The 21,851-nt window shown below is 65.8% G+C and carries 21 protein-coding genes; 7 read left to right on the forward strand and 14 right to left on the reverse strand.

The genetic code is table 11. The features are described from left to right. Positions 1-10: 10 nt before the first annotated feature. The 14 genes from QCE48_RS12805 to mpl all read right to left on the reverse strand — a co-directional run bounded on the left by QCE48_RS12805 (position 11) and on the right by mpl (position 15,030). Entirely contained in the window at positions 11-886 is an 876-nt protein-coding gene (locus QCE48_RS12805) for an SMP-30/gluconolactonase/LRE family protein (RefSeq protein ID WP_309788330.1), read from the reverse strand. After that, positions 886-1,677: an SDR family oxidoreductase gene (locus QCE48_RS12810; RefSeq protein ID WP_309787416.1), complete on the reverse strand. Its 792-nt coding sequence runs from the start codon at positions 1,675-1,677 to the stop codon at positions 886-888. The genes QCE48_RS12805 and QCE48_RS12810 overlap by 1 nt, the downstream gene beginning before the upstream one ends. Before the next feature lie 19 nt (positions 1,678-1,696). Continuing rightward, positions 1,697-2,713 carry an L-arabinose ABC transporter permease AraH gene (araH, locus tag QCE48_RS12815; protein ID WP_116563742.1) on the reverse strand — a complete coding sequence of 339 codons (1,017 nt, stop codon included), beginning with the start codon at positions 2,711-2,713 and terminating at the stop codon, positions 1,697-1,699. 28 nt (positions 2,714-2,741) lie between these two features. Continuing rightward, the gene (gene araG, locus QCE48_RS12820) at positions 2,742-4,256 is read right to left on the reverse strand and encodes an L-arabinose ABC transporter ATP-binding protein AraG (protein WP_309787411.1); all 1,515 of its coding nucleotides are present in this window, start codon (positions 4,254-4,256) and stop codon (positions 2,742-2,744) included. 69 nt (positions 4,257-4,325) lie between these two features. Next, a complete protein-coding gene (locus QCE48_RS12825; protein ID WP_309787409.1) occupies positions 4,326-5,339 on the reverse strand; it encodes an arabinose ABC transporter substrate-binding protein in 1,014 nt (337 codons plus the stop codon). Positions 5,340-5,462: 123 nt separating this feature from the next. Further along, positions 5,463-6,242, reverse strand: a complete 780-nt coding sequence (locus QCE48_RS12830; protein WP_309787408.1) for an SDR family oxidoreductase — start codon at positions 6,240-6,242, stop codon at positions 5,463-5,465. Then, positions 6,239-6,916 (reverse strand): 2-dehydro-3-deoxy-6-phosphogalactonate aldolase, encoded by a 678-nt coding sequence (locus tag QCE48_RS12835; protein WP_309787406.1) that lies wholly within the window; start codon positions 6,914-6,916, stop codon positions 6,239-6,241. Before QCE48_RS12835 ends, QCE48_RS12830 begins: the two co-directional genes overlap by 4 nt. Before the next feature lie 13 nt (positions 6,917-6,929). After that, entirely contained in the window at positions 6,930-7,916 is a 987-nt protein-coding gene (locus QCE48_RS12840) for a 2-dehydro-3-deoxygalactonokinase (protein ID WP_309787404.1), read from the reverse strand. Then, complete coding sequence (locus QCE48_RS12845) at positions 7,913-8,851, reverse strand: IclR family transcriptional regulator (protein ID WP_309787401.1); 939 nt, start codon at positions 8,849-8,851, stop codon at positions 7,913-7,915. The genes QCE48_RS12840 and QCE48_RS12845 overlap by 4 nt, the downstream gene beginning before the upstream one ends. Positions 8,852-9,209: 358 nt before the next feature. After that, positions 9,210-9,947 carry a monofunctional biosynthetic peptidoglycan transglycosylase gene (mtgA, locus tag QCE48_RS12850; protein ID WP_309787399.1) on the reverse strand — a complete coding sequence of 246 codons (738 nt, stop codon included), beginning with the start codon at positions 9,945-9,947 and terminating at the stop codon, positions 9,210-9,212. A 28-nt stretch (positions 9,948-9,975) separates the two neighbouring features. Beyond that, on the reverse strand, positions 9,976-10,821 hold the full coding sequence (gene aroE / locus QCE48_RS12855) for a shikimate dehydrogenase (protein WP_309787398.1): 846 nt from the start codon (positions 10,819-10,821) through the stop codon (positions 9,976-9,978). Further along, entirely contained in the window at positions 10,818-12,878 is a 2,061-nt protein-coding gene (locus QCE48_RS12860; RefSeq protein WP_309787396.1) for an RNB domain-containing ribonuclease, read from the reverse strand. Before QCE48_RS12860 ends, aroE begins: the two co-directional genes overlap by 4 nt. A 149-nt stretch (positions 12,879-13,027) precedes the next feature. Beyond that, positions 13,028-13,627: a YqiA/YcfP family alpha/beta fold hydrolase gene (locus QCE48_RS12865; RefSeq protein WP_309787394.1), complete on the reverse strand. Its 600-nt coding sequence runs from the start codon at positions 13,625-13,627 to the stop codon at positions 13,028-13,030. Continuing rightward, positions 13,624-15,030: a UDP-N-acetylmuramate:L-alanyl-gamma-D-glutamyl-meso-diaminopimelate ligase gene (gene mpl / locus QCE48_RS12870; protein ID WP_309787392.1), complete on the reverse strand. Its 1,407-nt coding sequence runs from the start codon at positions 15,028-15,030 to the stop codon at positions 13,624-13,626. Before mpl ends, QCE48_RS12865 begins: the two co-directional genes overlap by 4 nt. 197 nt (positions 15,031-15,227) lie before the next feature. Here mpl and QCE48_RS12875 point away from each other — a divergent pair, with 197 nt between their 5' ends. The 7 genes from QCE48_RS12875 (at position 15,228) to tpx (ending at position 21,806) form a co-directional block, all read left to right on the forward strand. After that, entirely contained in the window at positions 15,228-15,896 is a 669-nt protein-coding gene (locus QCE48_RS12875) for a UDP-N-acetylmuramate--alanine ligase (protein ID WP_309787390.1), read from the forward strand. Between the two features lie 37 nt (positions 15,897-15,933). Continuing rightward, positions 15,934-16,467: a TlpA disulfide reductase family protein gene (locus tag QCE48_RS12880; RefSeq protein ID WP_309787387.1), complete on the forward strand. Its 534-nt coding sequence runs from the start codon at positions 15,934-15,936 to the stop codon at positions 16,465-16,467. A gap of 364 nt (positions 16,468-16,831) precedes the next feature. Beyond that, positions 16,832-17,317, forward strand: a complete 486-nt coding sequence (gene accB, locus QCE48_RS12885) for an acetyl-CoA carboxylase biotin carboxyl carrier protein (RefSeq protein ID WP_309787385.1) — start codon at positions 16,832-16,834, stop codon at positions 17,315-17,317. A 169-nt stretch (positions 17,318-17,486) separates the two neighbouring features. Beyond that, positions 17,487-18,857, forward strand: coding sequence for an acetyl-CoA carboxylase biotin carboxylase subunit (accC, locus tag QCE48_RS12890; protein ID WP_116563714.1), 1,371 nt, complete (start codon positions 17,487-17,489; stop codon positions 18,855-18,857). A 5-nt stretch (positions 18,858-18,862) separates the two neighbouring features. After that, on the forward strand, positions 18,863-19,756 hold the full coding sequence (gene prmA / locus QCE48_RS12895) for a 50S ribosomal protein L11 methyltransferase (RefSeq protein WP_309787382.1): 894 nt from the start codon (positions 18,863-18,865) through the stop codon (positions 19,754-19,756). Positions 19,757-19,812: 56 nt separating this feature from the next. After that, positions 19,813-21,210, forward strand: coding sequence for a DUF3426 domain-containing protein (locus tag QCE48_RS12900; RefSeq protein ID WP_309787381.1), 1,398 nt, complete (start codon positions 19,813-19,815; stop codon positions 21,208-21,210). 95 nt (positions 21,211-21,305) lie between these two features. Continuing rightward, positions 21,306-21,806, forward strand: a complete 501-nt coding sequence (gene tpx, locus QCE48_RS12905; RefSeq protein ID WP_309787378.1) for a thiol peroxidase — start codon at positions 21,306-21,308, stop codon at positions 21,804-21,806. Positions 21,807-21,851 lie beyond the last annotated feature (45 nt).

Raw genomic sequence — 21,851 nt, forward strand, 5'->3', positions numbered from 1 at the left:
CTCGGATGCTTCATGCCTTGCCTGCGAACACCGGTTCGGCGATCCCGCTTGCAGCGGGCGTCGCGATGAACACGCCGCCCGCGTGCGGATCGCGTTGCAGCGCCGCTTCGTCGAGACCGACGCGCGCGCTCGTCACGAAGAGCGTGTCGAGCGCCGCGCCGCCGAACGCGACGCAGCTCGGCTGGGCGCTCGGCACGTCGATGCGCGCCGTCTCGCGGCCATCGGGCGCATAGCGCACGACGCGCGCGCCGCCCCACTGCGCGTTCCACAGGCCGCCGTCGCGATCGACGGTCGAGCCGTCCGGCACGCCGTCCGCGTCGCTTAGTTTGACGAACAGTCGATCGTTCGCGAAGGTCGGATAGTCGCATGCGCGGATGTGCCGCGTCGGCGAATCGCAGTAGTACATCGTCGCGCCGTCCGGGCTGAACGCGATGCTGTTCGAAATGGCGCAGTCCGCGAGCGGCAGGCGTTCGAGCGACAGATCCGCGTTCAGTCGATAAAAGCCGCCGATCGCCTCGGCCTGCGCGACATCGTGCTTCGTGCCGAACACGAAGCGGCCTTGCCGGTCGCAGCGGCCGTCGTTCAGGCGCGTCGCCAGCCCCGCTTCCACTTCGACGATGGTTTCGATCTCGCCCGTCGCGAGATCGAAGAACGCGAGCCGCGACGCGAGCCCGAGCAACAGCACGCGCGGATCGGCGCAGGCCGCAAAGCAGCACAGGCGCTCGGGCATCGCGAACGACACGCTCGTCTGGTCGCGCGGATCGTAGCGCCACAGGCGCGCGCCTTCGATGTCGGTCCAGTAGAACCGGCCGCTCGCCGCGCACCACGTCGCGCCTTCGCCGAGCGCGCACTGGCTGTCGATCAGAAGCTGCGCGGCCGCGTTCATCACGCCCAGCCTCCGTCGACGATCACGTCCTGCGCCGTCATCATGCGGCTGTCGTCGGCGGCGAGGAAGAGCGCCGCGCGCGCGAGATGCTCGGGCATCAATTCGGCGTCGATGCACTGTCCTTCCTTGATCGCGCGGCGCCCGGCGTCGTCGAGCCAGAGACGCTTTTGCTTGTCCGTCATCACCCAGCCGGGCACGAGCGTGTTGACGCGGATATTGAACGGCCCGAGATCGCGCGCGAGACCGCGCGTCATGCCCTGCACGCCCGATTTCGCCGTCACGTAGACCGGATAGTTGCCGTTCTTGAGCATCCAGCTAATCGAGCCGAGGTTGATGATCGACCCGCTGCCGAGCTGCTTCATGTCGTCGATCACGGCCTGCGCCGCGAAAAACTGGTGACGGATGTTCACGGCGATGCCCGCGTCGTAGGACTCGGGCGTCACGTCCTCGATCTTGTGGCGCTTGTCGTTCGCCGCGTTGTTCACGAGCACGCCAATTGGGCCGAGCGCGCTGCGCACATCGGCGATGCCCTTTTTAAGCGCGTCGATGTCGGTGAGGTCGACGCGCAGGAACATCGGCCGGTAGCGGCCTTGCGCCAGATCGGCGCCCAACTGGTCGGCGAGCGCTTCGCCCGCGTCGGTGTCGATGTCGAAGAACGCGACCTTTGCGCCCTGATCGAAGAAATGCTCGACGAAAGCCGCGCCGATGCCGGTCGCGCCGCCCGTGATCAGCACCGTCTTGCCGGCGAGGCTCGGAAAGCGCGCGTAGCCGCTGTCGATCGAAGATGCCATGATTGATCCCTCTGATGAATTAGTCGCGCGAGCCGCGGTTCTTCAACTGGTCGAGCAGCACGGCGGCGAGCAGAATCGCGCCGCGCACGAGGTACTGATAGAACGCGTCGATGTTGAGCAGGTTCATCACGTTCTCGACCGTGCCCATGATGAGCACGCCGATCACCACGCCCGAAATCGTCGCGCGGCCGCCCAGGAGCGACACGCCGCCCAGCACGCACGCCGAAATCACGTTCAGCTCGAAACCTTGCGCGGCGTTCGGCTGGCCCGAGGTGATGCGCGAGGCGAGGATCACGCCCGCGAGCGCGGTCACGCCACCCTGGATCATGAAGATCCAGACGCGCGTGCGCTCGACGTTGATCCCCGCGAGCCGCGACGCTTCCGGATTGCCGCCGATCGCCAAAGTATTGCGACCATACACCGTTTGATTGAGCATGACGCCAAAAACGATGAAGCACGCGAGCGTCACCCAGATCGGCAGCGAGATGCCCGCGAACGCGAGGCTGCCGAGCGCGATGAACGTGTCCGACGACACGCCGACGGCTTGTCCGTGCGACACGATGAAGCCGAGTCCGCGCACGATTTCCATCGTCGCGAGCGTCGTAATCAGCGCGTTGATCCGCAGGTAGGCGATCACCGCGCCGTTCACGAAGCCGATCACCGCGCCCGCCGCGACCGCCGCGACGATCGCGATGGCGGTGTTGTCGGTGGCGTTGAGCACCATCGCGCAGAGCACGCCGGCGAACGCGATCGTCGAGCCGACCGAGAGGTCGAAGTCGCGCGAGGCGAGGCAGAACATCATCGTGCACGCGACCATGCCGATCTGCGAAATCGACAGCGCGAGGCCGAGCATGTTCTCGATCGAGAAGAAGTGATCGACGGTTGCCGACATCGTGACGAACATCACGATGAAGATGACGATCAGGCTGTATTCGGTGATCTGCTGCCACCATTTTTGCTTGTCGGATTTCTGCGGGATCAGCGCGTTCGCGACCGACTCGCTCGCCTGGCTGACGATGTTTTCTCTTGCTTCCATGATTCGCTCCGTGTTCCTTTGAACCTGTTCAGGCTGCCCGAGCCGTCGTATCCGACTGCGGCAGCGCGAGACTCAGCACCGACTGTTCGTTCGCCTTCGCACGCGACAATTCGCCCGCGATCCGCCCCTGCCGCATCACGACGATCCGGTCCGACACGCCGAGCACTTCCGGCAGTTCCGACGAGATCATCACGATCGCGCAACCGCGCTCGGCCAACTGATAAATGACGTTGTAGATTTCGTGCTTCGCGCCGACGTCGATGCCGCGCGTCGGTTCATCGAGGATCACGACCTTCAGGTCGGGCTCGGCGAGCCAGCGCGACAGAATCGCCTTCTGCTGGTTGCCGCCCGACAGGAAGCGGATCTTCTGCTTGCGGCTCGGCGTCTTGATCTTCAAGAGCTTGATGAAACGCTCGGCCGTCTGCGCTTCCTTCTTGCGGTCGAGGAAAAATCCCGCGCGCAGATAATGACGCCGGCACGAGATGTTGATGTTCTCGGCGACCGTCGCCATCGCGATCACACCTTCTTCCTTGCGATCCTCCGGGCACAGCACGATGCCGTTCCGGATCGCCTCGCCGGTGCTGCGCACCTTGATCGGACGGCCGTCGAGTTCGATCGTGCCGGCCTTCTTCTTGTCCGCGCCGTAGACGAGGTGCATCAGTTCGCTGCGCCCCGCGCCGACCAGCCCGAAGAAGCCGACGATCTCGCCGCGCCGCACGTCGAAGCTCGCCGGACTCTTGATCGCGTGCCCTTCCACGTTCGCGACGGCAAAGCGCACCGGACCGAGTTCGCGCGGCCTGTAGTCGTAGATGTCGCTGATTTCGCGGCCGACCATCTCCGCGACAAGCGTGTCGCGCGGCACTTCCGCGAGCTTCGGATGCGAGCCGATCAGGCGGCCGTCGCGGAAGATCGTGCAGGTGTTGCACAGCTCGTAGATCTCGTCCATGCGGTGCGAGATGTAGATGAGCGCGCGCTGGTCCGCCTGCAGGTCGCGCACGAGCTTGAAGAGCACTTCGGTTTCGCGGTGCGAGAGCGAACTGGTCGGCTCGTCGAGCGCGATCACGCGCGCGTTGCGCAACAGCGCCTTGCAGATTTCGACCATCTGCCGTTGCGCGATGGAAAGCTTCCTCAGCTTCGCGTTCGGATCGAGATCGACGCCCATCGCGACGAGCCGCTCCTTCACGTGCTTTTTCGCCTCGCGCTTGTTCACCCAGCCGAACGTGCTCGGCAGCGCGCCGAGCAGCAGGTTTTCGGCGACGGTGAGATCGGGCACGTATTGCAGTTCCTGATGAATCACCGCGATGCCGGCCGCAATCGACGCGGCCGCGCTCGGGAAATGCACTTCATTGCCGTCGATGAGCACGCGGCCCGAATCGGGCTGGTACTCACCGCCGAGAATCTTGAGCAAGGTCGATTTACCCGCGCCGTTCTCGCCCATCAGGCCGTGAACTTCGCCGGCGTGGACGTCGAAGGACACGCCGTCGAGCGCGCGCACGCCTGGAAACACCTTGCCGATATTGTCAAAACGCAGCGTCGCTGACACATCGCCTCCTGAATTCTTCGATACCGCCCGCGCCATTCGGGCGCGGGCGGCCTTTTCGCCAAGCCGTGCTTACTTCGCCGAAGCGAGGCCCATCTTTTCACGCACTTCCGCGACGTTGTCGCGAGTCGCGAGCATGCCGCTCGTGAGCGTGAGCTTCGGCGGTTCCTTGCCGTCCTTGATCCAGTCGTACATCAGCGTGGAGGTTTCCTCGCCGTGACGCTTCGGGCTGATGATGACGGTGCCGTAGAAACCGGTCGGGTTCGGCTTCTTGAACTCGTTCAGCGCCGAATCCGAGCCGCCGATGCCCACGCCGATCATGTTGTCCGCCTTGAAGCCGCGGCCTTCCGCGGCGCGCACGGCGCCGAGCACACCTTCGTCGTTCAGCGCGAAGGCCACCCAGTGCTTGAACTTGGTGTTCTTCGTGAGCGCGATGTTGGCGGCGTTGAACGCGTTTTCCGTGTCGGTCTTCGCCTGCGGCGCCATGATGATGTTCGCCTTCGGGAAGCCCGCGGCGACCAGCGCGTCGGCGGCACCCGCCGTACGGTCGTGGGCCGTCGGCAACTGTTCGTAGGTCACGTCGATCGCGCCGACGTCGGCCATGTTCCAGCCGCGCTTCTTGATCTCGGCGGCGATGCCCTCGCCCACCTGCTTGCCGATGTTGTACGCCGAGATGCCCATGTGCGGCACCGACTCGATCGGCTTGCCGGCGCCGTCGACGAGGCGGTCGTCGACGGTCATCATCTTGAGCTTGTCGGCCTTCGCCTTCGCGACGATGCCCGGCCCGAGCTTCACGTCCGGCGTGCAGATCACGAAGCCCTGCGCCTTCTGGGCGGCGAGGTTATCGATCGCGCTCATCACCTTCTCACCCGAGGGCGCGCCGATCTTCACGAGCGTGAAGCCCTTTTCCTTCGCGGCGATTTCGGCGAACTTCCACTCGTCCTGGAACCACGGCTCTTCCGGCTGCTTCACGAGGAAGCCGATCTTGATCTGCTCGTCGGCGGCCTGCGCGACCGGCGCGGCAAGCATGGTGGCGCTCGCGGCGGTGGTCGCGGCAACCAGCGTGAGGAAAATTCTGCGTTTCATCTTGGTGTCTCCTGACGTATGTCTCAAGTCCATGCGCTGTTTTGACGAGCGCTACGAAGGTGTGTGGCCGTGTCTTGTTTTCGTGATGCCGCACCACGGCCCGTGCGTCGTGCATTCTTCCAATCAATCGTGATACAGCGCCGAGCGCCCGCCATCCACGGTGATGCAGCTCGCGTTGATGAACGGCGCCTCGTCCGATGCGAGGAACACCGCCGTCATCGCGACTTCCTCCGGCCGGCCGATGCGCTTCATCGGCTGGAGATCGAGCGTCGCCTGCCTGGCGGCGGCCGGATCGGCCTGCTCGTTCCACCAGTCGTGCGTGAGTTGCGTTTCGATGTAACCCGGCGCGATTGCATTGACGCGCACGTTGTTCGGCGCGTATTCGATACCGAGCGCGCGCGTCAGGCCGATCACGCCGTGTTTCGCGACCGGATACGGAAAGCAGCCGGGAATGATCTTGAAACTGTGCGTCGACGCGATGTTCACGATGCTTCCCGCGCCGCGCCCGACCATGCCGGGCAGCACCGCGCGGCAGCCGTTCCAGACGCCGTCGAGATCGACGGCGAAGCAGCGGCGCCAGTCGTCGTCGGTCATCGTGAGCGGGTCGCGGAACACGTTGATGCCCGCGTTGTTCACGAGCGTGTCGACGGGGCCGAACGCCTGCTCCGCCTGCGCAACCGCCTCTCGCACCGACGCGCTTTGCGTCACGTCGGTCGCGACGGCGAGCACGTCGTGCCAGCCGGTTGCGTCCGAGATGCGTGCGGCCGTCTCGCGCGCGGTCTCGATATCGAGTTCCGCCAGCACGACCGACGCGCCTTCGCGCGCGAACGCGAGCGCGATCGCCGCGCCGATCCCGCGACCGGCGCCGGTGACGATCGCGACCTTGCCGGCGAGCCGCGTCATTTCTTCTCGCCCCGCGCGATCCGCAGACCGCCGATGAACGCCTTCGCATGCGACCCGGTGACGGCAGCGCTCTGCCCCGGCTTGTACAGCGCCGAGCCGAGGCCGAAGCCGTTCGCGCCCGCCGTCAGGAACGGTCCCATGTTGTCCGGCGCGATCCCGCCGACCGGCACGAGCGGCACGGCCGGCGCGATCACCGCGCGCCATGCCTTCACCACTTCCGGGCCGAGCTGCTCGGCGGGGAACATCTTCAGCACGTCGGCGCCGTTCTTCAGCGCGAGAAACGCCTCGTTCGGCGTCGCGACGCCCGGCGCGCACGCCATGCCGAGCGCCTTCGCGGCGCGCACGACGTCGGCGTCGCTGTGCGGCATCACGATCAGCTCGCCGCCGGCCGCCTTCACCTGAGCGACGAAGCTGGAATGCAGCACCGTCCCCGCGCCGACGATCGCATCGGCCGGCAGCGCCTGGCGGATCGCCGCGATGCTGTCGAACGGCTGCGGCGAGTTGAGCGGCACCTCGACGATGCGAAAGCCCGCTTCGTAGAGCGCGCGGCCGTGCTCGGCGGCGTCGGCGGGCGTGATGCCGCGCAGGATCGCGATCAGCGGACAGGCGCTGAACGCGGCGTCGAGTCCGGCGTGCGGCGCGTAGGGCGCGGGCAGGTTGATGTGAGGCTGCATGGCGTTGCTCCTTTCAACTCGCGCGGGCGGCGGACGTCACAAGTCCCGCCTGCGCTGCAATCCGGAAGAGACCGCGCTCGGTCGCCTCTGCGACGGTCTTGGTGTCGTGGCAGCCGAAGCGCGCCAGTGCCACGCGATAGCGCTCGCACAGCGCATCGTTGCCGATCAGGCGCAGCGTCTTGCCCGCGAGCGTCGAATGCTCGCGCACCAGCACTTCGTTCAGGCCGCGCAATTCGTGGCCGATCAAGAGGCCGGAGAGATAGTCCGGCTGCTGCTCCGGCGCGAGCTGTCCGGTGAGGCCGAGCGTGCGCGTGCTGAAGATCGTCGCGAGAAGTCCCGCGTGGCCGGCGTCCTTCGCGGTATCGACGCCGCGCACGAACGCCTGCGCGTCCTGCTGGTCGGTCGCGCGCATCGTGCGGCCGAGGATGGTGTGATCGCGCAGCGCGCCGAAAGTCTCGCCCGTCATGAACGTATAGAAGCGCTCGATGCGCCCCCCGAACACGAACGCCCACTTTGCATGCGTGCCCGGCAGGCCGATCAGCGCGCCATGCGGCTCGTTTTCGAGCGCGGCGTCGCCGGCGAGCGCGCCGAAAATCTGCGTTTCCTCGCCGCGCATCACGTTCGGCATCGCGCCCGCCTGCAGGACGCCCGGCACGATATGCACGGTCGCGCCGTTCGCCGCCTTCACCTTCACGATGCCATTCACGAGCGCCGGCGCATCGGCGGGCGTTTCGATGTACGGCGCCTCCAGCCAGCCCTGCGCGCTGCCGACCATGCCCGCCGCGATCACCGGCAGTTTCGCGTTGCCCGCGAGCCACGCGCCGCAGGTGTCGTCGAACGCCTGATCGAAGCCGCCGGCCGGCAGATTCATGATCCCCGCCGAAGACGCCCGCGTGTCCAGCACCGCGCCGTCGTCGCCGAGCAGGTAGGCGCGCAGCGCGGTCGTGCCCCAGTCGAGCGCGACCAGCGCGGCGCCTGCGTGTGGGTCGGCGCCGCTCATCGCTTGATCCTGCGCGTGGTCGGCTGCGGCACACGCCAGCCGAGTTCTTCCGAGATCGCGCGCGCTTCGCGCTGCACGACCGGAATCAGTTCCTCCATCCGCTCGTGCGGCATGTACGGAATCGTGCTCGCAACAGACAGCGCGGCCACGATCGCCCCCGACGCATCCCGCACCGGCGCCGCGACGCAGCGGATCGACGCCTCGTTTTCTTCGAGATCGAACGTGAATCCGCCTTGCGCGTAGCGCGTCATGCGCTGCGTGAAGATGTCGATGTCAGGGCGGTTGTCCGGCTTGAAGCTCGCGCCCGCGAGCGCCCGGTGCGACGCATCCAGCAGACGGGTCCACGCGTCGTGCGGCAGGTCGAGCATCATCGCCTTGCCGATGCCGGTCGACGCGAGCGGCATCCGGTGCCCGACGCGCGAGCGCATTTCCAGACCGCGCGTGCCGGGAATCTTGTCGATGTAGAGGACGTCGTCGCCGTCGCGCACGCCGAGGTGGATCGTGTCGTGGGTATGCTCGGCGAGCGCTTCCAGGTGCGGGCGCGCCACCGCCGTGAGCGGCATCTGTTCGAGCGCGATCGTGCCGAGTTCGATCAGCTTCGGCCCGAGCAGATAGCCGCCCTGCACTTGCCGCAGATAGCGCGCCTGCACGAGCGAACTGACGAGGCGATGTGTCGTGCTGCGCGTCGTGCCGAGCGCCGCGCCGAATGCGCGCAGATCGCGTGCGCCGTTCGCGGCGGCTTCGAGAATCGCGAGGCCGCGCAGGAGTGTCTGCGTGCCCGCCTGTTGCGGCGTGATGTCGACGAGCGCGCTCGGCAGCGCGAGCGCGTCGGGATCGCGGACGGCCGGTTTGGCGGCGGCCTTCGGCTGCTGCGCGCGATCCGGCGTGGCCGTGCCGCCGGCGACGTCGATCTCGGTATTCGGTGATTTGTTCATGGCGCTCGATGCTCGTTGGACCGTGCCGCCGCGGCGTCAGGCGAGACGCTGCGCAATCGCGCGGGATGCTCGATGGGAAGTGGCCGAATGAGCCGAAGCGACCTGCGGACGCAGGCGGGCGATCGATTGCATGATGTGTCTCCGTTCTTTTTGTCGCGCGGGCGGGTGAAACATCGCGCCGCGTCGCAGGTGCCGTTCAGGCTGTGGACGGATTCTAGTTCCGACTGTCTCAAAAATTCAATATGTGATTGCGGTGTTCAGATAATGGGAGTCAGTTCGTCAGCCAATCGCAGGACAAAACAAAAAAGCCCTGACGAATCAGGGCTTATGCGTTTAGCGGCGATCAACTAAAAAAAGCTTATTGCGGCAGTTCCGCCGCGCCCATGCGCCGCGCGATCACGCCCGTGCGCTGCGCGAGATACGCCGAATTGCGATGCTCGTCGAAATAGCGCGGACGCGGCAGCATGACCGCGAGCCGCGCGCTTTGCCACGCCGTCAGTTTCGCCGCCGAGCTCTTGTAGTAATAGTGCGCGGCCGCTTCGGCGCCATAGACGCCGTTGCCCCATTCGACCGAGTTCAGATAAATCTCGAAGATGCGTTCCTTGTCCATCCAGAACTCGAGCATCGCGGTGATGACGAGCTCCTGCGCCTTGCGGACGTAGCTCTTCTCCCGCGACAGGAACAGATTGCGCGCGAGCTGCTGCGAAATCGTCGAGCCGCCCGCGACGATGCGTCCGCGCGCCTTGTTCTTCTCCCACGCCTGGAGGATGGCGTCGGTTTCGTAGCCGTTGTTGCTCGCGAAGTTCGCATCCTCCGACGCGATGATCGCGCGCTTCAGATTGCGCGAAATCTGGTCGTAGGGCACCCAGGTGCGCTGCACCGACAAGTCTGGCCGCTCCGCCTTGAGCCGCCACGCGTCGGAACGCATGAACGCGGTCGACGACGGATTCACCACCGTCCAGATGCCGATCTGCACGAAGTAAAAGAGCTGCGTCGCGATGAGCGCGATGCCGAGCACCGAGACGCCGTATGCAATCCAGCGCGCCGGGCCGAGACGGGCCGCGGGTTTCGCTCGTGTCGTCGTCGAGGAGGCCATGTGCGCGGTCCGGTGGATGCGGGACTCGTCAGGCCTTGGCGGTCAGCGCCTGGCGCAACTCGCGCAGCACCGCGCCGCCGTCCGGCCGCACGCCGCGCCACACGAAGAACGATTCCGCCGCCTGCTCGACCAGCATGCCGAGCCCGTCCGACGCGCGCGCGCCGAGCGACTCCGCGTGCTGCATGAACACGGTCGGCTTGGGGCTGTACATCATGTCGTAGGCGAGCGTGCCGGGGCCGAAGGCGCGGTCGTCGCAATCGGGGAGCGCGGCGTCGAGACTGCCCGCCGTCGCGTTCACGATGACGTCGTAAGGCCCGGCTTCGACGATCTGAGCGCCGCCGCCCGAAAAGCGCACCGACGCGGCGCTCGCGGCGTCGGCGAAACGCTCGGCCAGTTGCTGTGCCTTCGCCGCCGTGCGATTGACGATGGTGAGCGCGGCCGGCTTCTTCTCGAACATCGGCAGCACGACGCCGCGCGCCGCCCCGCCCGCGCCGAGCAGCAGGATGCGCGCGCCTTGCAGCGACACGCCGAGGTTCTGCTCGATGTCGCGCACGATGCCGACGCCGTCGGTGTTGTCGCCGCGCACGCCTTCCGCGGTGAACGCGAGCGTGTTCACCGCGCCCGCCGCCGCGGCGCGCGGCGTCAGCGAATCGGCGAACGCGTGGGCGTCGAGCTTGAACGGCACCGTCACGTTCATGCCGCGCCCGCCCGCTTCGATGAACGCGCGCACGTCGTTGTCAAAGCCGCCGATCGTGCCGAGAATGCGCCCGTAGTCGACCGGCTCGCCCGTCTGCTCGGCAAAGCGCGCGTGAATCCACGGCGATTTGCTGTGTTCGACCGGATTGCCGATGACGGCGTAACGTTCCTTGCTCATCGCGTCGGCTCCGTGGCGTCGGACGAAGGTTGTTCGGGGTTTTCCGTGGGAGCGTCCGGCGAGGCCTCGGCTTGCGCTTCCGCTTCGCTTTGCGCGCTCAGATCGTCCGTTTCGATGATTTCCTCTTCCGGCTCTTCCTCCTCGGCCGCCGCCGCCGACGGCGCGTCGATCACGTGCAGCAGCCGGCACGACGCCTCGACCGTCAATTCGTCGATCGACATCACGTCGAGCATCACCTTCGTTCCGCGCGCGTGCACGCCGAGCGCCGGCACATGCAGGATCAGCGGAATTTCGTCGAGGCGCACGAGGTCGTCCTTCACCACCGAGCCTTGCACCTGCCGGCGGTTTTCCTGCCTGATCCAGCGCAGACACCAGAAATATTCCATGCGCCGCTGGTAATCGGCGTAGGCGGAATAGGTATCGTCGAAACCTTGCACGACGGCGAAGAGATCCGCGTCTTTCGGCTTGAACGGCGCGGCGAGTTTCGCCATCACGCCGTGCTGCACGCACGCGAGCAACTGCCACTGATTCACCAGATCGACGTAGCGGCGCAACGGCGACGTGCTCCACGCATATTGCGCGACGCCCAAACCTTCGTGCGGCGCGGGCGTCGTCTGCATGCGCGTGCGCTTCGGGCCCGGTCCGCCGAAACCGCGCTGCGAGCGATAGATGCCCGGCACGCCGTGATCGTTGAGGAACGCGCCCCACGACGAATTCGCGAGAATCGCCAGCTCCGCGACGATCAGATCGAGCGGCGAGCCACGTCGGCGCGGCGTGATCGTGATGTGCTCGCCTTCGACGTAGAAGTTGAAGTCGTTGTTGCGCTGCACTTCGCGCTTGAGACCGTAGGTCGCGCGCGCTTCCTGACGCTTTTCGAAGAGCGCCTGCGCGAGCGGCCACAGCACGGCGATGTCGTCCTTGTGCGGATAGTCGCCAGTGCCGTTCGCGAGCGTTTCCTCGGTGACGAACTCGTCGAGATGGTTGTGGCGCAAGTTGTTCGTCACGAACACGCGTTCGGCGCGCGTCTCGGTCGCGACGATCTCCTGCGTCTCGCGATTCACGATGATGTAGAGCGAGAGCGCCGGACGCAATCCGCCCTCGGCGAGCGTGAACGCCTCGACGACGCTGTCGGGCAGCATCGTGATCTTGTCGCCGGGCATGTAGACCGTCGAGAGGCGCGTGCGCGCGATCGCGTCGACCATGTCGCCGCGCGTGATGCCGAGCGCCGGCGCCGCGATGTGGATGCCGATCCGCACGCGGCCATCGGCGAGATGCTCGACGGAGAAGGCGTCGTCGATTTCGGTGGTCGTGACGTCGTCGATGGAGAACGCTTCGACGTCCGCTTCCGGCAGATCGTCGGGCAGCGGCGGCACCTGAACCGCCGGGAAGCCGACGCCGTGCGGGAAGAATTCGGAGAGAAAGCGCGCCTCGTGCAGCGCGCGCGCCGACGGAATGCCGCCGCATTCGAGCATCAGCCGCGCCTGCGAGATGCCGCGCGCGGCGGCGGCAGCTTCGAGCGCCTTGTATTCGATCGAATTCTTGTCGGGCTTCGTGAGCAGGCCGATCGCTTTTCCGACCAGCGCCTCGGGCAGCTTGCCCGCCTTCAGTTCCTCTTCGTAGCCCGCCTGGATGAGCGCCTGCTGGCGCTTTCTCTCCAGCGACGCGAGCGCCATCTGCAACTGTTCCTGCGGCGCGCGCTGATACTGCCCGCGGCCCTTGCGCCGGAAATACACCGGCGCGCCGTGCATCCGCAGGACGAGCGCGGCGCGCTCCACGGCGCCGAACTTGTCGCCGAAATAATCGGCGCCGAGCGTCGCGAACGGGAATTCCTCGTCGGGCGCGCATTCCCACAGAAAATCGAGATCGATCTCCTGCGCGACGGTGTCCGCTTCCTTCATCAGGTCGCCGGCGGCGGGCTTCTCGAATTCGATCAGCACGTCTTTCGCGCGCACCTTCGCCCGCCGCCCGCCCGGCAATTCGACCTGGAACGCGTCGCCCTGTCTGGACAGCACCGCGCCGGCCTTGAAACTACCCGATTCCTCGAAGAAGACGTTCACTCAATACTCTCGTAAGACGGTGGAGCCGCGAGCCGGACAGGCTCACTGGCAATGGATTTAGCTTAGGGCAATGCACACGGCGCGTGAAAGTGCGACGCCGCTTTCGCGCGGCACGCGGCGTCAGGCCGCCATTGTTGCCGTCGCCGCGTTCAGGCCGCCGCGGACGCTGCCACCGCAGGCGGCCGGGGTGCGCAAAACGCGATCACCTGATCCAGATACGCCGGGAAATCGCTGATCGCGTGATCGCCGCCCTGGATCAGCGTCGTTCGTACATTCGGGTAGTGGTCGAGCATCGTGCGGTAGTCGAGCACTTCGTCGCCGGTCGCGGCGAGCAGATAGTAGCGCTCGGGCCGCGTGACCGGTTCGACGGACAACGCGCGCAGTTCGTCCAGATGGCCCGGCGTGACGACGACGCTGCCGCCGCCGTGCCACAGCGGCTGCTCGCCGAGGTAATGGCTCAGGTCGCGCTGCGGGACGACCGCCGGGTTGAGCAGCACCGCGCGCCAGCCGTGTTTTTCGGCGAGATACGTCGCGTAATAGCCGCCGAGCGAACTGCCGATCACGGTGACGTCGCCCGCCGCGACGCCCTCGGTCAGCATTTCGGCCAGTTCGATCGCTTCACGCGGCGATACGGGCAGCGTCGGGCATTGCCATTCGTCGAGCCGCCCGAGTTCGGCGAGGCGCTCGCGCATCGCGCGCGCCTTGAACGACTGCGGCGACGAACGAAAGCCGTGCAGGTAAAGGATCACGCGTGGCCCCTGGCGGGGCGCGCCGACAGCGCGTCCAGCAGTTTCTGATGCACGCCGCCGAATCCGCCGTTGCTCATCACGAGAACGTGATCGCCCGGCTGTGCGGCGGCGACGACCGCCTTGACCAACTGATCGATTTCGTTGAACGCCTGCGCCTTCGCGCCGAGCGGTGCGAGCGCGTCGGCGAGATCCCAGCCGAGCTTGTCGCGGCCTTCGCGCGCGCCGTAGCCGAAGACGAGATCGGCATCGGCGAGACTCGACGGCAACTGCGCCTTCATCGTGCCGAGCTTCATCGTGTTCGAGCGCGGTTCCAGCACGGCGAGAATGCGCGCCATCTTCCCCTCGCCGCCGATGCGCGTGCGCAGTCCGGCGACCGTGGTCTCGATCGCGGTCGGATGATGGGCGAAGTCGTCGTAGACGGTGATGCCGTCGACGCTGCCCTTCACTTCCATGCGCCGCTTCACGTTGCGAAAACTCCCGAGCGATTTCACCGCTTGCGACGGCGGCACGCCGACCGAGCGCGCCGCCGCGATCGCGGCAAGCGCATTCATGCGGTTGTGCTCGCCCTGCACTTGCCAGTCGACGACCCCGAGCCGCTCGCCTTCCCAGTAGACGGCGAACTGCTCGTCGACGGGCGCGCCGTCAGTGGCGGGCAGCGCCTGCCAGCCGCCTTCGACGCCGAAACGCTCGACGCCCGACCAGCAGCCGCGCGTCAGCACGCGTTCGAGCGCGGCTTCACGCCCGTTCGTCACGATGCGCCCAACGCCCGGCACGGTGCGCACGAGATGGTGGAATTGCGTTTCGATCGCGGCGAGATCGGGGAAGATGTCGGCGTGATCGAATTCCAGGTTGTTCAGCACCGCCGTGCGCGGCCGGTAGTGCACGAACTTCGAACGCTTGTCGAAGAACGCGGTGTCGTACTCGTCGGCTTCGATCACGAAGAAGCTCGACTCCGTGAGCCGCGCCGAAATGCCGAAATTCAGCGGCACGCCGCCGATCAGGAAGCCCGGATTCAGCCCGCCTTCTTCCAGGAGCCACGCGAGCATCGAACTCGTCGTGGTCTTGCCGTGCGTGCCGGCGACGGCCAGCACCCATTTGCCCGCCAGCACATGCTCGCCGAGCCACTGCGGCCCGGAGGTATAAGGCAGCCCGCGATCGAGGATCGCCTCCATCAGCGGATTGCCGCGCGTCACGACGTTGCCGATCACGAACAGGTCCGGTTCGAGCGAAAGCTGCTCGACGCCGTAGCCTTCGATCAATTCGATGCCTTGCGCTTCGAGTTGCGTGCTCATCGGCGGATAGACGCCGGCATCGCAGCCGGTGACCTTGTGACCCGCCTCGCGGGCGAGGACGGCGAGACCGCCCATGAAGGTGCCGCAGATGCCGAGGATGTGGATGTGCATAAAGCGTGTCGGCGCCAGCGCGCCAGTCCCGGAAAACGTTGGACGGGCGGCTTTCGGATGCCCGTCGGCGAAGATGCAAGAAGGCGCTCATTGTAACCGAGGCGCCCGGCGCACCGGCTTTGCGGCCGTCCCGCGCGCGCATTGGCGCGGCACCCTGCCTCGGCGGGCCGCGCCTGAATCTCTAGTATTATTCCGAGATGGTGCGCAAATCTCACTTCGATCCGCAGCGCGTTCGCGAGGAAATCGCCATCGCGGCTGCACGGATGATCGCCGAAGACGGGCTCGACTACTCCACCGCGAAGCGCAAGGCGGCGCGGCAGGTTGTCGGCGAATCGAAGGTCGGCGGCGAATGGCTGCCGGATAACGACCAGATCGAGGAAGAAATCCGCGAATATCAGGCGATCTTCCAGAGCGACAGCCAGCCCGCCGTGCTGCGCCGGATGCGCGAAGTCGCGCTCGACTGGATGCTGCGGCTCGAACCGTTCAATCCGTACCTGACGGGCGCGGTGCTCAACGGCACGGCCGGCGAACATTCCGACGTCCATCTGCAATGTTTCTGCGACAACCCGAAGGAAGTCGCGATCTATCTGCTCAACGCCAACATCCAGTACGACGTCTCCGAGACACGGCATTTCGCCGGGCGCGGTTACGTCGAAACCCTGAGCTTCCTCAATCGCCCGACGCGCGCAGAGGAGCCGGTCGGCATCCACATTGCGCTCTACGACACCAACGACTTGCGCGGCGCGGTTCGCGCGGACGGCCGCGGGCGGCTTGCGCGCGCGAACGCGGCCGCCGTGCGCGCGCTGCTCGACCACGCAGACGGCGCCGGCGGCCCGGGCACGCCGCCGCTCGGCATCGCCGGCTGAGCAGCCAAACGACTCACGTTCACTCACTCGCCATCCAATGAACTCCAAACGCATTCTTGCGGCGCTCGTCGTCGCGATCGCCGCCACTGGCGGCGGCTTCTACGCGGGCCATCTGATGACGGGCAACACGACCGAGGCCGCGCCGTCGACCGATGCCGTCGGCCAGTTGTGGGGCGCTTCGCTGCAAAACGCGGCGGGGACTCAGCCATCGCTCGCGGCGTTCAAGGGCAAGCCGGTCGTCGTGAACTTCTGGGCGTCGTGGTGCGGCCCGTGCGTGAAGGAAATGCCCGCGCTCTCCGCGATGCACCGCGAGTACGAAAAGAAAGGGATCACGTTCATCGGACTGGGCGTCGACACGGAAAAGAACGTGAACGATTTCCTGCAAAAGGTGAAGGTGGACTATCCGGTGTATATCGCGGGATTCGGCGGCGCCGACCTCGCGCGCCGCTTCGGTGACGACGCCGGCGGGTTGCCATTTACCGTCGTAATCGACGCAAAAGGCGTCGTTCGTTCGACAAAACTCGGCGAAGTCGATCTCGCGGAGTTGAAAAAGACGCTCGACGCGCTGTAATAGTTCGACGCGACTTGGCCTCAAAAGGCGCCAATTTGTCGCTTGTTTGCGGGATTTTAAAAGAACATACTGCCGCACAGACCATGCGCCAGGTAATTTGTTCCGCGTCGGAATTCATCCGATTCCTGTAAAACTAGACAAAATTCTCTAAACGGCGCTAAAGTGCGCCCAATTCGCATCAACCCATGCGCACGGCCGATGCGCATCAACCGAGCGACTATGACACCACCGCTGGCGCTGCACGGCTTCGAAGCGACTTGCCCGGCATCGTGAAGCGACGGACCGGCCGGCAACGTATTACCCACATATCAAGTCAAGCACCGGATGCGTTTCCGGTCTCCAAGTATTGAAAGGGGATTTTTCGATGGACCTTCGTAAACTCAAAACGCTGATCGACCTCGTCTCGGAATCGGGTATCTCGGAACTCGAAGTGACGGAAGGCGAAGGAAAGGTTCGCATCGTCAAGAACGCCGCGCCCGTGTACATGCAGGCGCCGCAGCAGTACATGCCGCAAGGCCAGGTCCAGGCCGCGCCGCAATTCGGCACGCCGGGCGACGCGGGCGCCGCCGCTGCGGGCGCGCCCGCCGCCACGCCGGCCGCCGCCGCGCCGCAAGGCCACATCGTGACCTCCCCAATGGTCGGCTCGTTCTACCGCGCGCCGTCGCCGGGCGCCGATCCGTTCGTGCAGGTCGGCGACACGGTGAAGGAAGGCCAGACCATCTGCATCATCGAAGCGATGAAGCTCCTGAACGAAATCGAAGCGGACAAGTCGGGCGTCATCAAGGAAATCCTCGTCGATAACGGTCAGGCGGTCGAGTACGGCCAGCCGCTGTTCCTGATCGGCGACTGAGCAAACGACACCATGCCGCGCCGGACGCGCCGCGCTATTCCGACAGCGTGCCTCCGGCGTCAGGCCAGCACTCCGTGTCGCGTTGGCGTCGCCGCATCGAGTCCGGCAGAACGCGCCGCCGATCCTCCAGGGCTGCACACGCGGCCCGTTGACGAGTCGAATAATTGCTATGTTTGAAAAAATCCTCATTGCGAACCGTGGCGAAATCGCGCTTCGCATCCAGCGCGCGTGCCGCGAACTGGGCGTCAAGACGGTCATCGTCTATTCGGAAGCCGACAAGGAAGCGAAGTACGTGAAGCTCGCCGACGAAGCCGTCTGCATCGGACCGGCGCCGTCGAACCTGTCGTACCTGAACATGCCGGCGCTCATCAGCGCGGCCGAAGTCACCGACGCCGAAGCGATCCACCCCGGCTACGGCTTCCTCTCGGAGAACGCGGACTTCGCGGAGCGCGTCGAGCAGTCCGGCTTCACGTTCATCGGCCCGCGCCCGGAAACGATCCGCATGATGGGCGACAAGGTCACCGCCAAGCAGACGATGATCAAGACCGGCGTGCCGTGCGTGCCGGGTTCGGAAGGCGCGTTGCCGGAAGATCCGAAGGAGATCGTGAAGATTGCGCGCGCCGTCGGCTATCCGGTGATCATCAAGGCGGCGGGCGGCGGCGGCGGGCGCGGCATGCGCGTGGTGCACACGGAAGCGGCGCTCGTGAACGCGGTCAACATGACGCGCGAAGAAGCGGGCCGCGCGTTCGGCAATCCGCAGGTCTACATGGAGAAGTTCCTGGAGAACCCGCGCCACATCGAAATCCAGATTCTGTCGGATTCGTTTCGCAACGCGATCTGGCTCGGCGAGCGCGACTGCTCGATGCAGCGCCGTCACCAGAAAGTGATCGAGGAAGCGCCGGCGCCGGGCATTCCGCGACGCCTGATCGACCGCATCGGCGACCGTTGCGCCGAGGCGTGCAAGAAGATGGGCTATCTCGGCGCGGGCACGTTCGAATTCCTGTACGAAAACAACGAGTTCTATTTCATCGAAATGAACACGCGCGTGCAGGTCGAGCATCCGGTGACGGAACTCATCACGGGCGTCGACATCGTGCAGGAACAGATCCGTATCGCCGCCGGCGAGAAGCTGATGTTCCGCCAGAAGGACATCCAGTTCCGCGGCCACGCGATCGAATGCCGCATCAACGCGGAAGATCCGTTCAAGTTCACGCCGTCGCCGGGCCGTTTGACGTCGTGGCATTCGCCGGGCGGCCCCGGCATCCGCGTCGATTCGCACGCGTACAACGGCTATTTTGTCCCGCCGAACTACGATTCGATGATCGGCAAGCTGATTTCCTACGGCGCGACCCGCGAACAGGCGATCAACCGCATGCGCATCGCGCTCTCGGAGATGGTCGTCGAGGGCATTTCGACCAACATCCCGCTGCATCGCGAGATGATGATCGACGCGAAATTCGTCGAGGGCGGCACGAGCATCCACTACCTCGAAAACAAGCTGGCCGCGCGCCAGGCGGCCGTGGCCGCGGAAGAGGCGTAAAGACGATGAGTTACCGGGAATTGATCGCCGAACTGGATCGCGAGCACGCGGAAGCACTGTCGGACGCGCTGCTCGACATCGGCGCGCTCTCGGTTTCGGTGGAAGACGCCGACGCCGATACGCCCGACGAGCAGCCGCTCTTCGGCGAGCCCGGCCTCACGCCTGATCGCAGCGCCTGGAACCGCTCGCGCGTCGTCGCGCTGCTTGCCGAAGACGCCGATCCCGCCGTGCTGCTCGCGGCGGCGTCGAACGAAATCGGTCTCGCAGAAACGCCCGCTTTCACCGTGCGCGACGTCGAGGAACAGGACTGGGTTCGGCTCACGCAGTCGCAATTCGATCCGATTTCGATCGGCGAGCGCATCTGGGTCGTGCCGTCCTGGCACGACGCCCCCGATCCGAACGCGCTCATTCTCGAACTCGATCCGGGTCTCGCGTTCGGCACCGGCAGCCATCCGACGACACGTCTTTGCATGGAATGGCTGGAGCAGTCGGTGCAAAAAGAACAGTCGGTGCTCGACTACGGCTGCGGCTCCGGCATCCTCGCGATTCTCGCGAAGAAGTGCGGCGCGAATCCGGTGTTCGGCATCGACATCGACCCGCAAGCCGTCGAATCGGCGCGCCGGAACAGCGAGCGCAACCGCGCGGACGTCACCTACGGCCTGCCGGACGATTGTCCCGAAGGCGAGTTCGATATCGTCGTCGCGAATATTCTTTCGAATCCGCTCAAACTGATGGCGTCGATGCTCGCTTCGAAGGTGAAGCCGGGCGGGCGCATCGCGCTGTCGGGCATTCTCGCGCGGCAGGCCGACGAAGTGGCGGCCGTCTATGCACAATGGATCGACATCGGCGTCTGGCGCGAACACGAAGGCTGGGTATGCCTCGCCGGAACTCGACGCTAAAGCATTTAGAATAGCGCCATCGTCCACGAACCGGCCCTCGGGCCTTCGGCTCAAACATGGCGCTGGCAACCCGCTGTCCACACTGCGACACCGTTTTCCGACTCGATCCGCATCTGCTCGCGCCTCACGACGGCCGCGTGCGCTGCGGCTATTGCCAGGAAGTCTTCGACGCCGCGCATCATCAGTTCGAACTCGCGCCTGACGAGCCGGCGACGCCGGCCGAAGTCGGACATGAAGCCGCTTCGGCTTCTGTTCCCACTTCCGTTCCTGTTCCTGCTGCCGCGTCCGCCGGCTTGTTCGCGGACGTGCATCGCGAAGACGACGCGCGTTCGCCCGTCGCCGAAACACCGTTGACGACCGGCTCGCACGCCGGTGAAGCGGTCACGGCCGATACGCCTGCGGAAGCTCCCCCCGCCGATACCCCGCTCGAATCCTTCGGCAAGCCACATACGAAGTCGTTCGTCGCAGACGATGCCGCGTCGGGCGAAGAGACGGTCTTCGCGCCGTTCGCCGACGATCTCGCTCGCCGCGAAACGGCCGCGGAACCCGCGGCTCGGCATGAACGCGAAGCGAAACCGGCGTCTTCGACGCGCGATCGCGTGGAACCGTCGCTCGATGAGCGGCCCGAACCATTCGTCGCACCGCTCGACGAGCCAAGCGGCAAGCGCCTTGTTCGCGCGCGCACGGGACCGTTGGTCGAGCCTTCCGACGAAGCGCGGACGCGGACGCCGGCCGGCGCGCAGCCTGAAGTTGGTACGGAACGCTTCGCCGAGCGCCGTGACGAACCCTTCGTCGATCCATCGCGGCGCGGCGCGAACGAATCCGAACGCCCCGCGCCAGGTCACGCATGGCCGTCCGATTCCGAACCGCGCTTCAACGCGCCGCCTTCGGGCGCCGACGGATTCTCCGATCGCAACAACGGCGAGGCCGCGCCCTATCCCGGCATGCGCGAGACCGTCCCGCCGTGGCGCTCACCGAAGTTCTGGAAGGTGACCGGGCGCGTGGCCGCCGTCGTGCTCGCCGTCACGCTGGTGCTGCAACTGGCATGGTGGCAACGCGAAACCGTGATCGTCTACTTCCCGCACGCGCAGTCGATCTATGCCTCGGCTTGCGAGCAGATCGGCTGCATCGTGACGCCCCCGCGCGACATCGACGGACTGCAGATCGAAAACTCCGGCTTAAGGCAAGTCGACGGACCGCACAAGCTGGAACTGAAGCTGTCGCTGCGCAACCGGTACGACGTCGCGCTCGCCTATCCGGCGCTCGAACTCACCTTGCTCGACGAGAAGAACAACATCGCGATTCGCCGCGTACTTTGGCCGCAGGATTACGCGCGCCCGGGTACGATATTCGCCACGGGCCTGGCCGCCCGCAGCACGCAGCCGGTGATCGTGCGGCTCGATACCGGCGACGCGGTCGCCGCGAACTATCGCGTGCAGGTTTTTTATCCGTGATGCCCAGCAGCAGGACGCCCCGCTTTTCCCTGACGCGCGCCCGCCAACGGACGCGCGCTTTCCTCTGAACATCTGATGCAATCCAGGAGCGCAACATGAGTCAAGTTACCCTCGGCGGCAACCCGATCGACGTGGCCGGCAGCTTCCCGTCGGCAGGACAGCAGGCCCCTGATTTCACGCTCGTCGGCGCGGACCTCGGCGACGTCAAGCTCGCGAACTTCGCGGGCAAGCGCAAAGTGCTGAACATCGTCCCGAGTCTCGATACGCCCACCTGCGCCACTTCCACGCGCAAGTTCAACGAAGCGGCCGGCAAGCTCGACAACACGGCCGTCGTCGTTGTCTCGGGCGACCTGCCCTTCGCGGCCAAGCGCTTTTGCGTGACCGAAGGCCTGCAGAACGTCGTCACCGCATCGACGTTCCGTGGCACGGAATTCGCACAGGCTTATGGCGTCGATGTCACGAGCGGGCCGCTGAGGGGCCTGACGGCGCGCGCGGTCGTCGTGATCGATGCGAATGACAAGGTCGTTTATTCCGAACTCGTGTCCGAAATCAAGAACGAGCCGAATTACGACGCGGCGCTCGCAGCGCTGAAGTAAAAGTCAAAGCAGTGTTCGCGCGGACCGTTCGCGGTCCGCGCATTC

Source organism: Caballeronia sp. LZ024 (assembly GCF_031451455.1).
GTDB lineage: Bacteria > Pseudomonadota > Gammaproteobacteria > Burkholderiales > Burkholderiaceae > Caballeronia > Caballeronia telluris.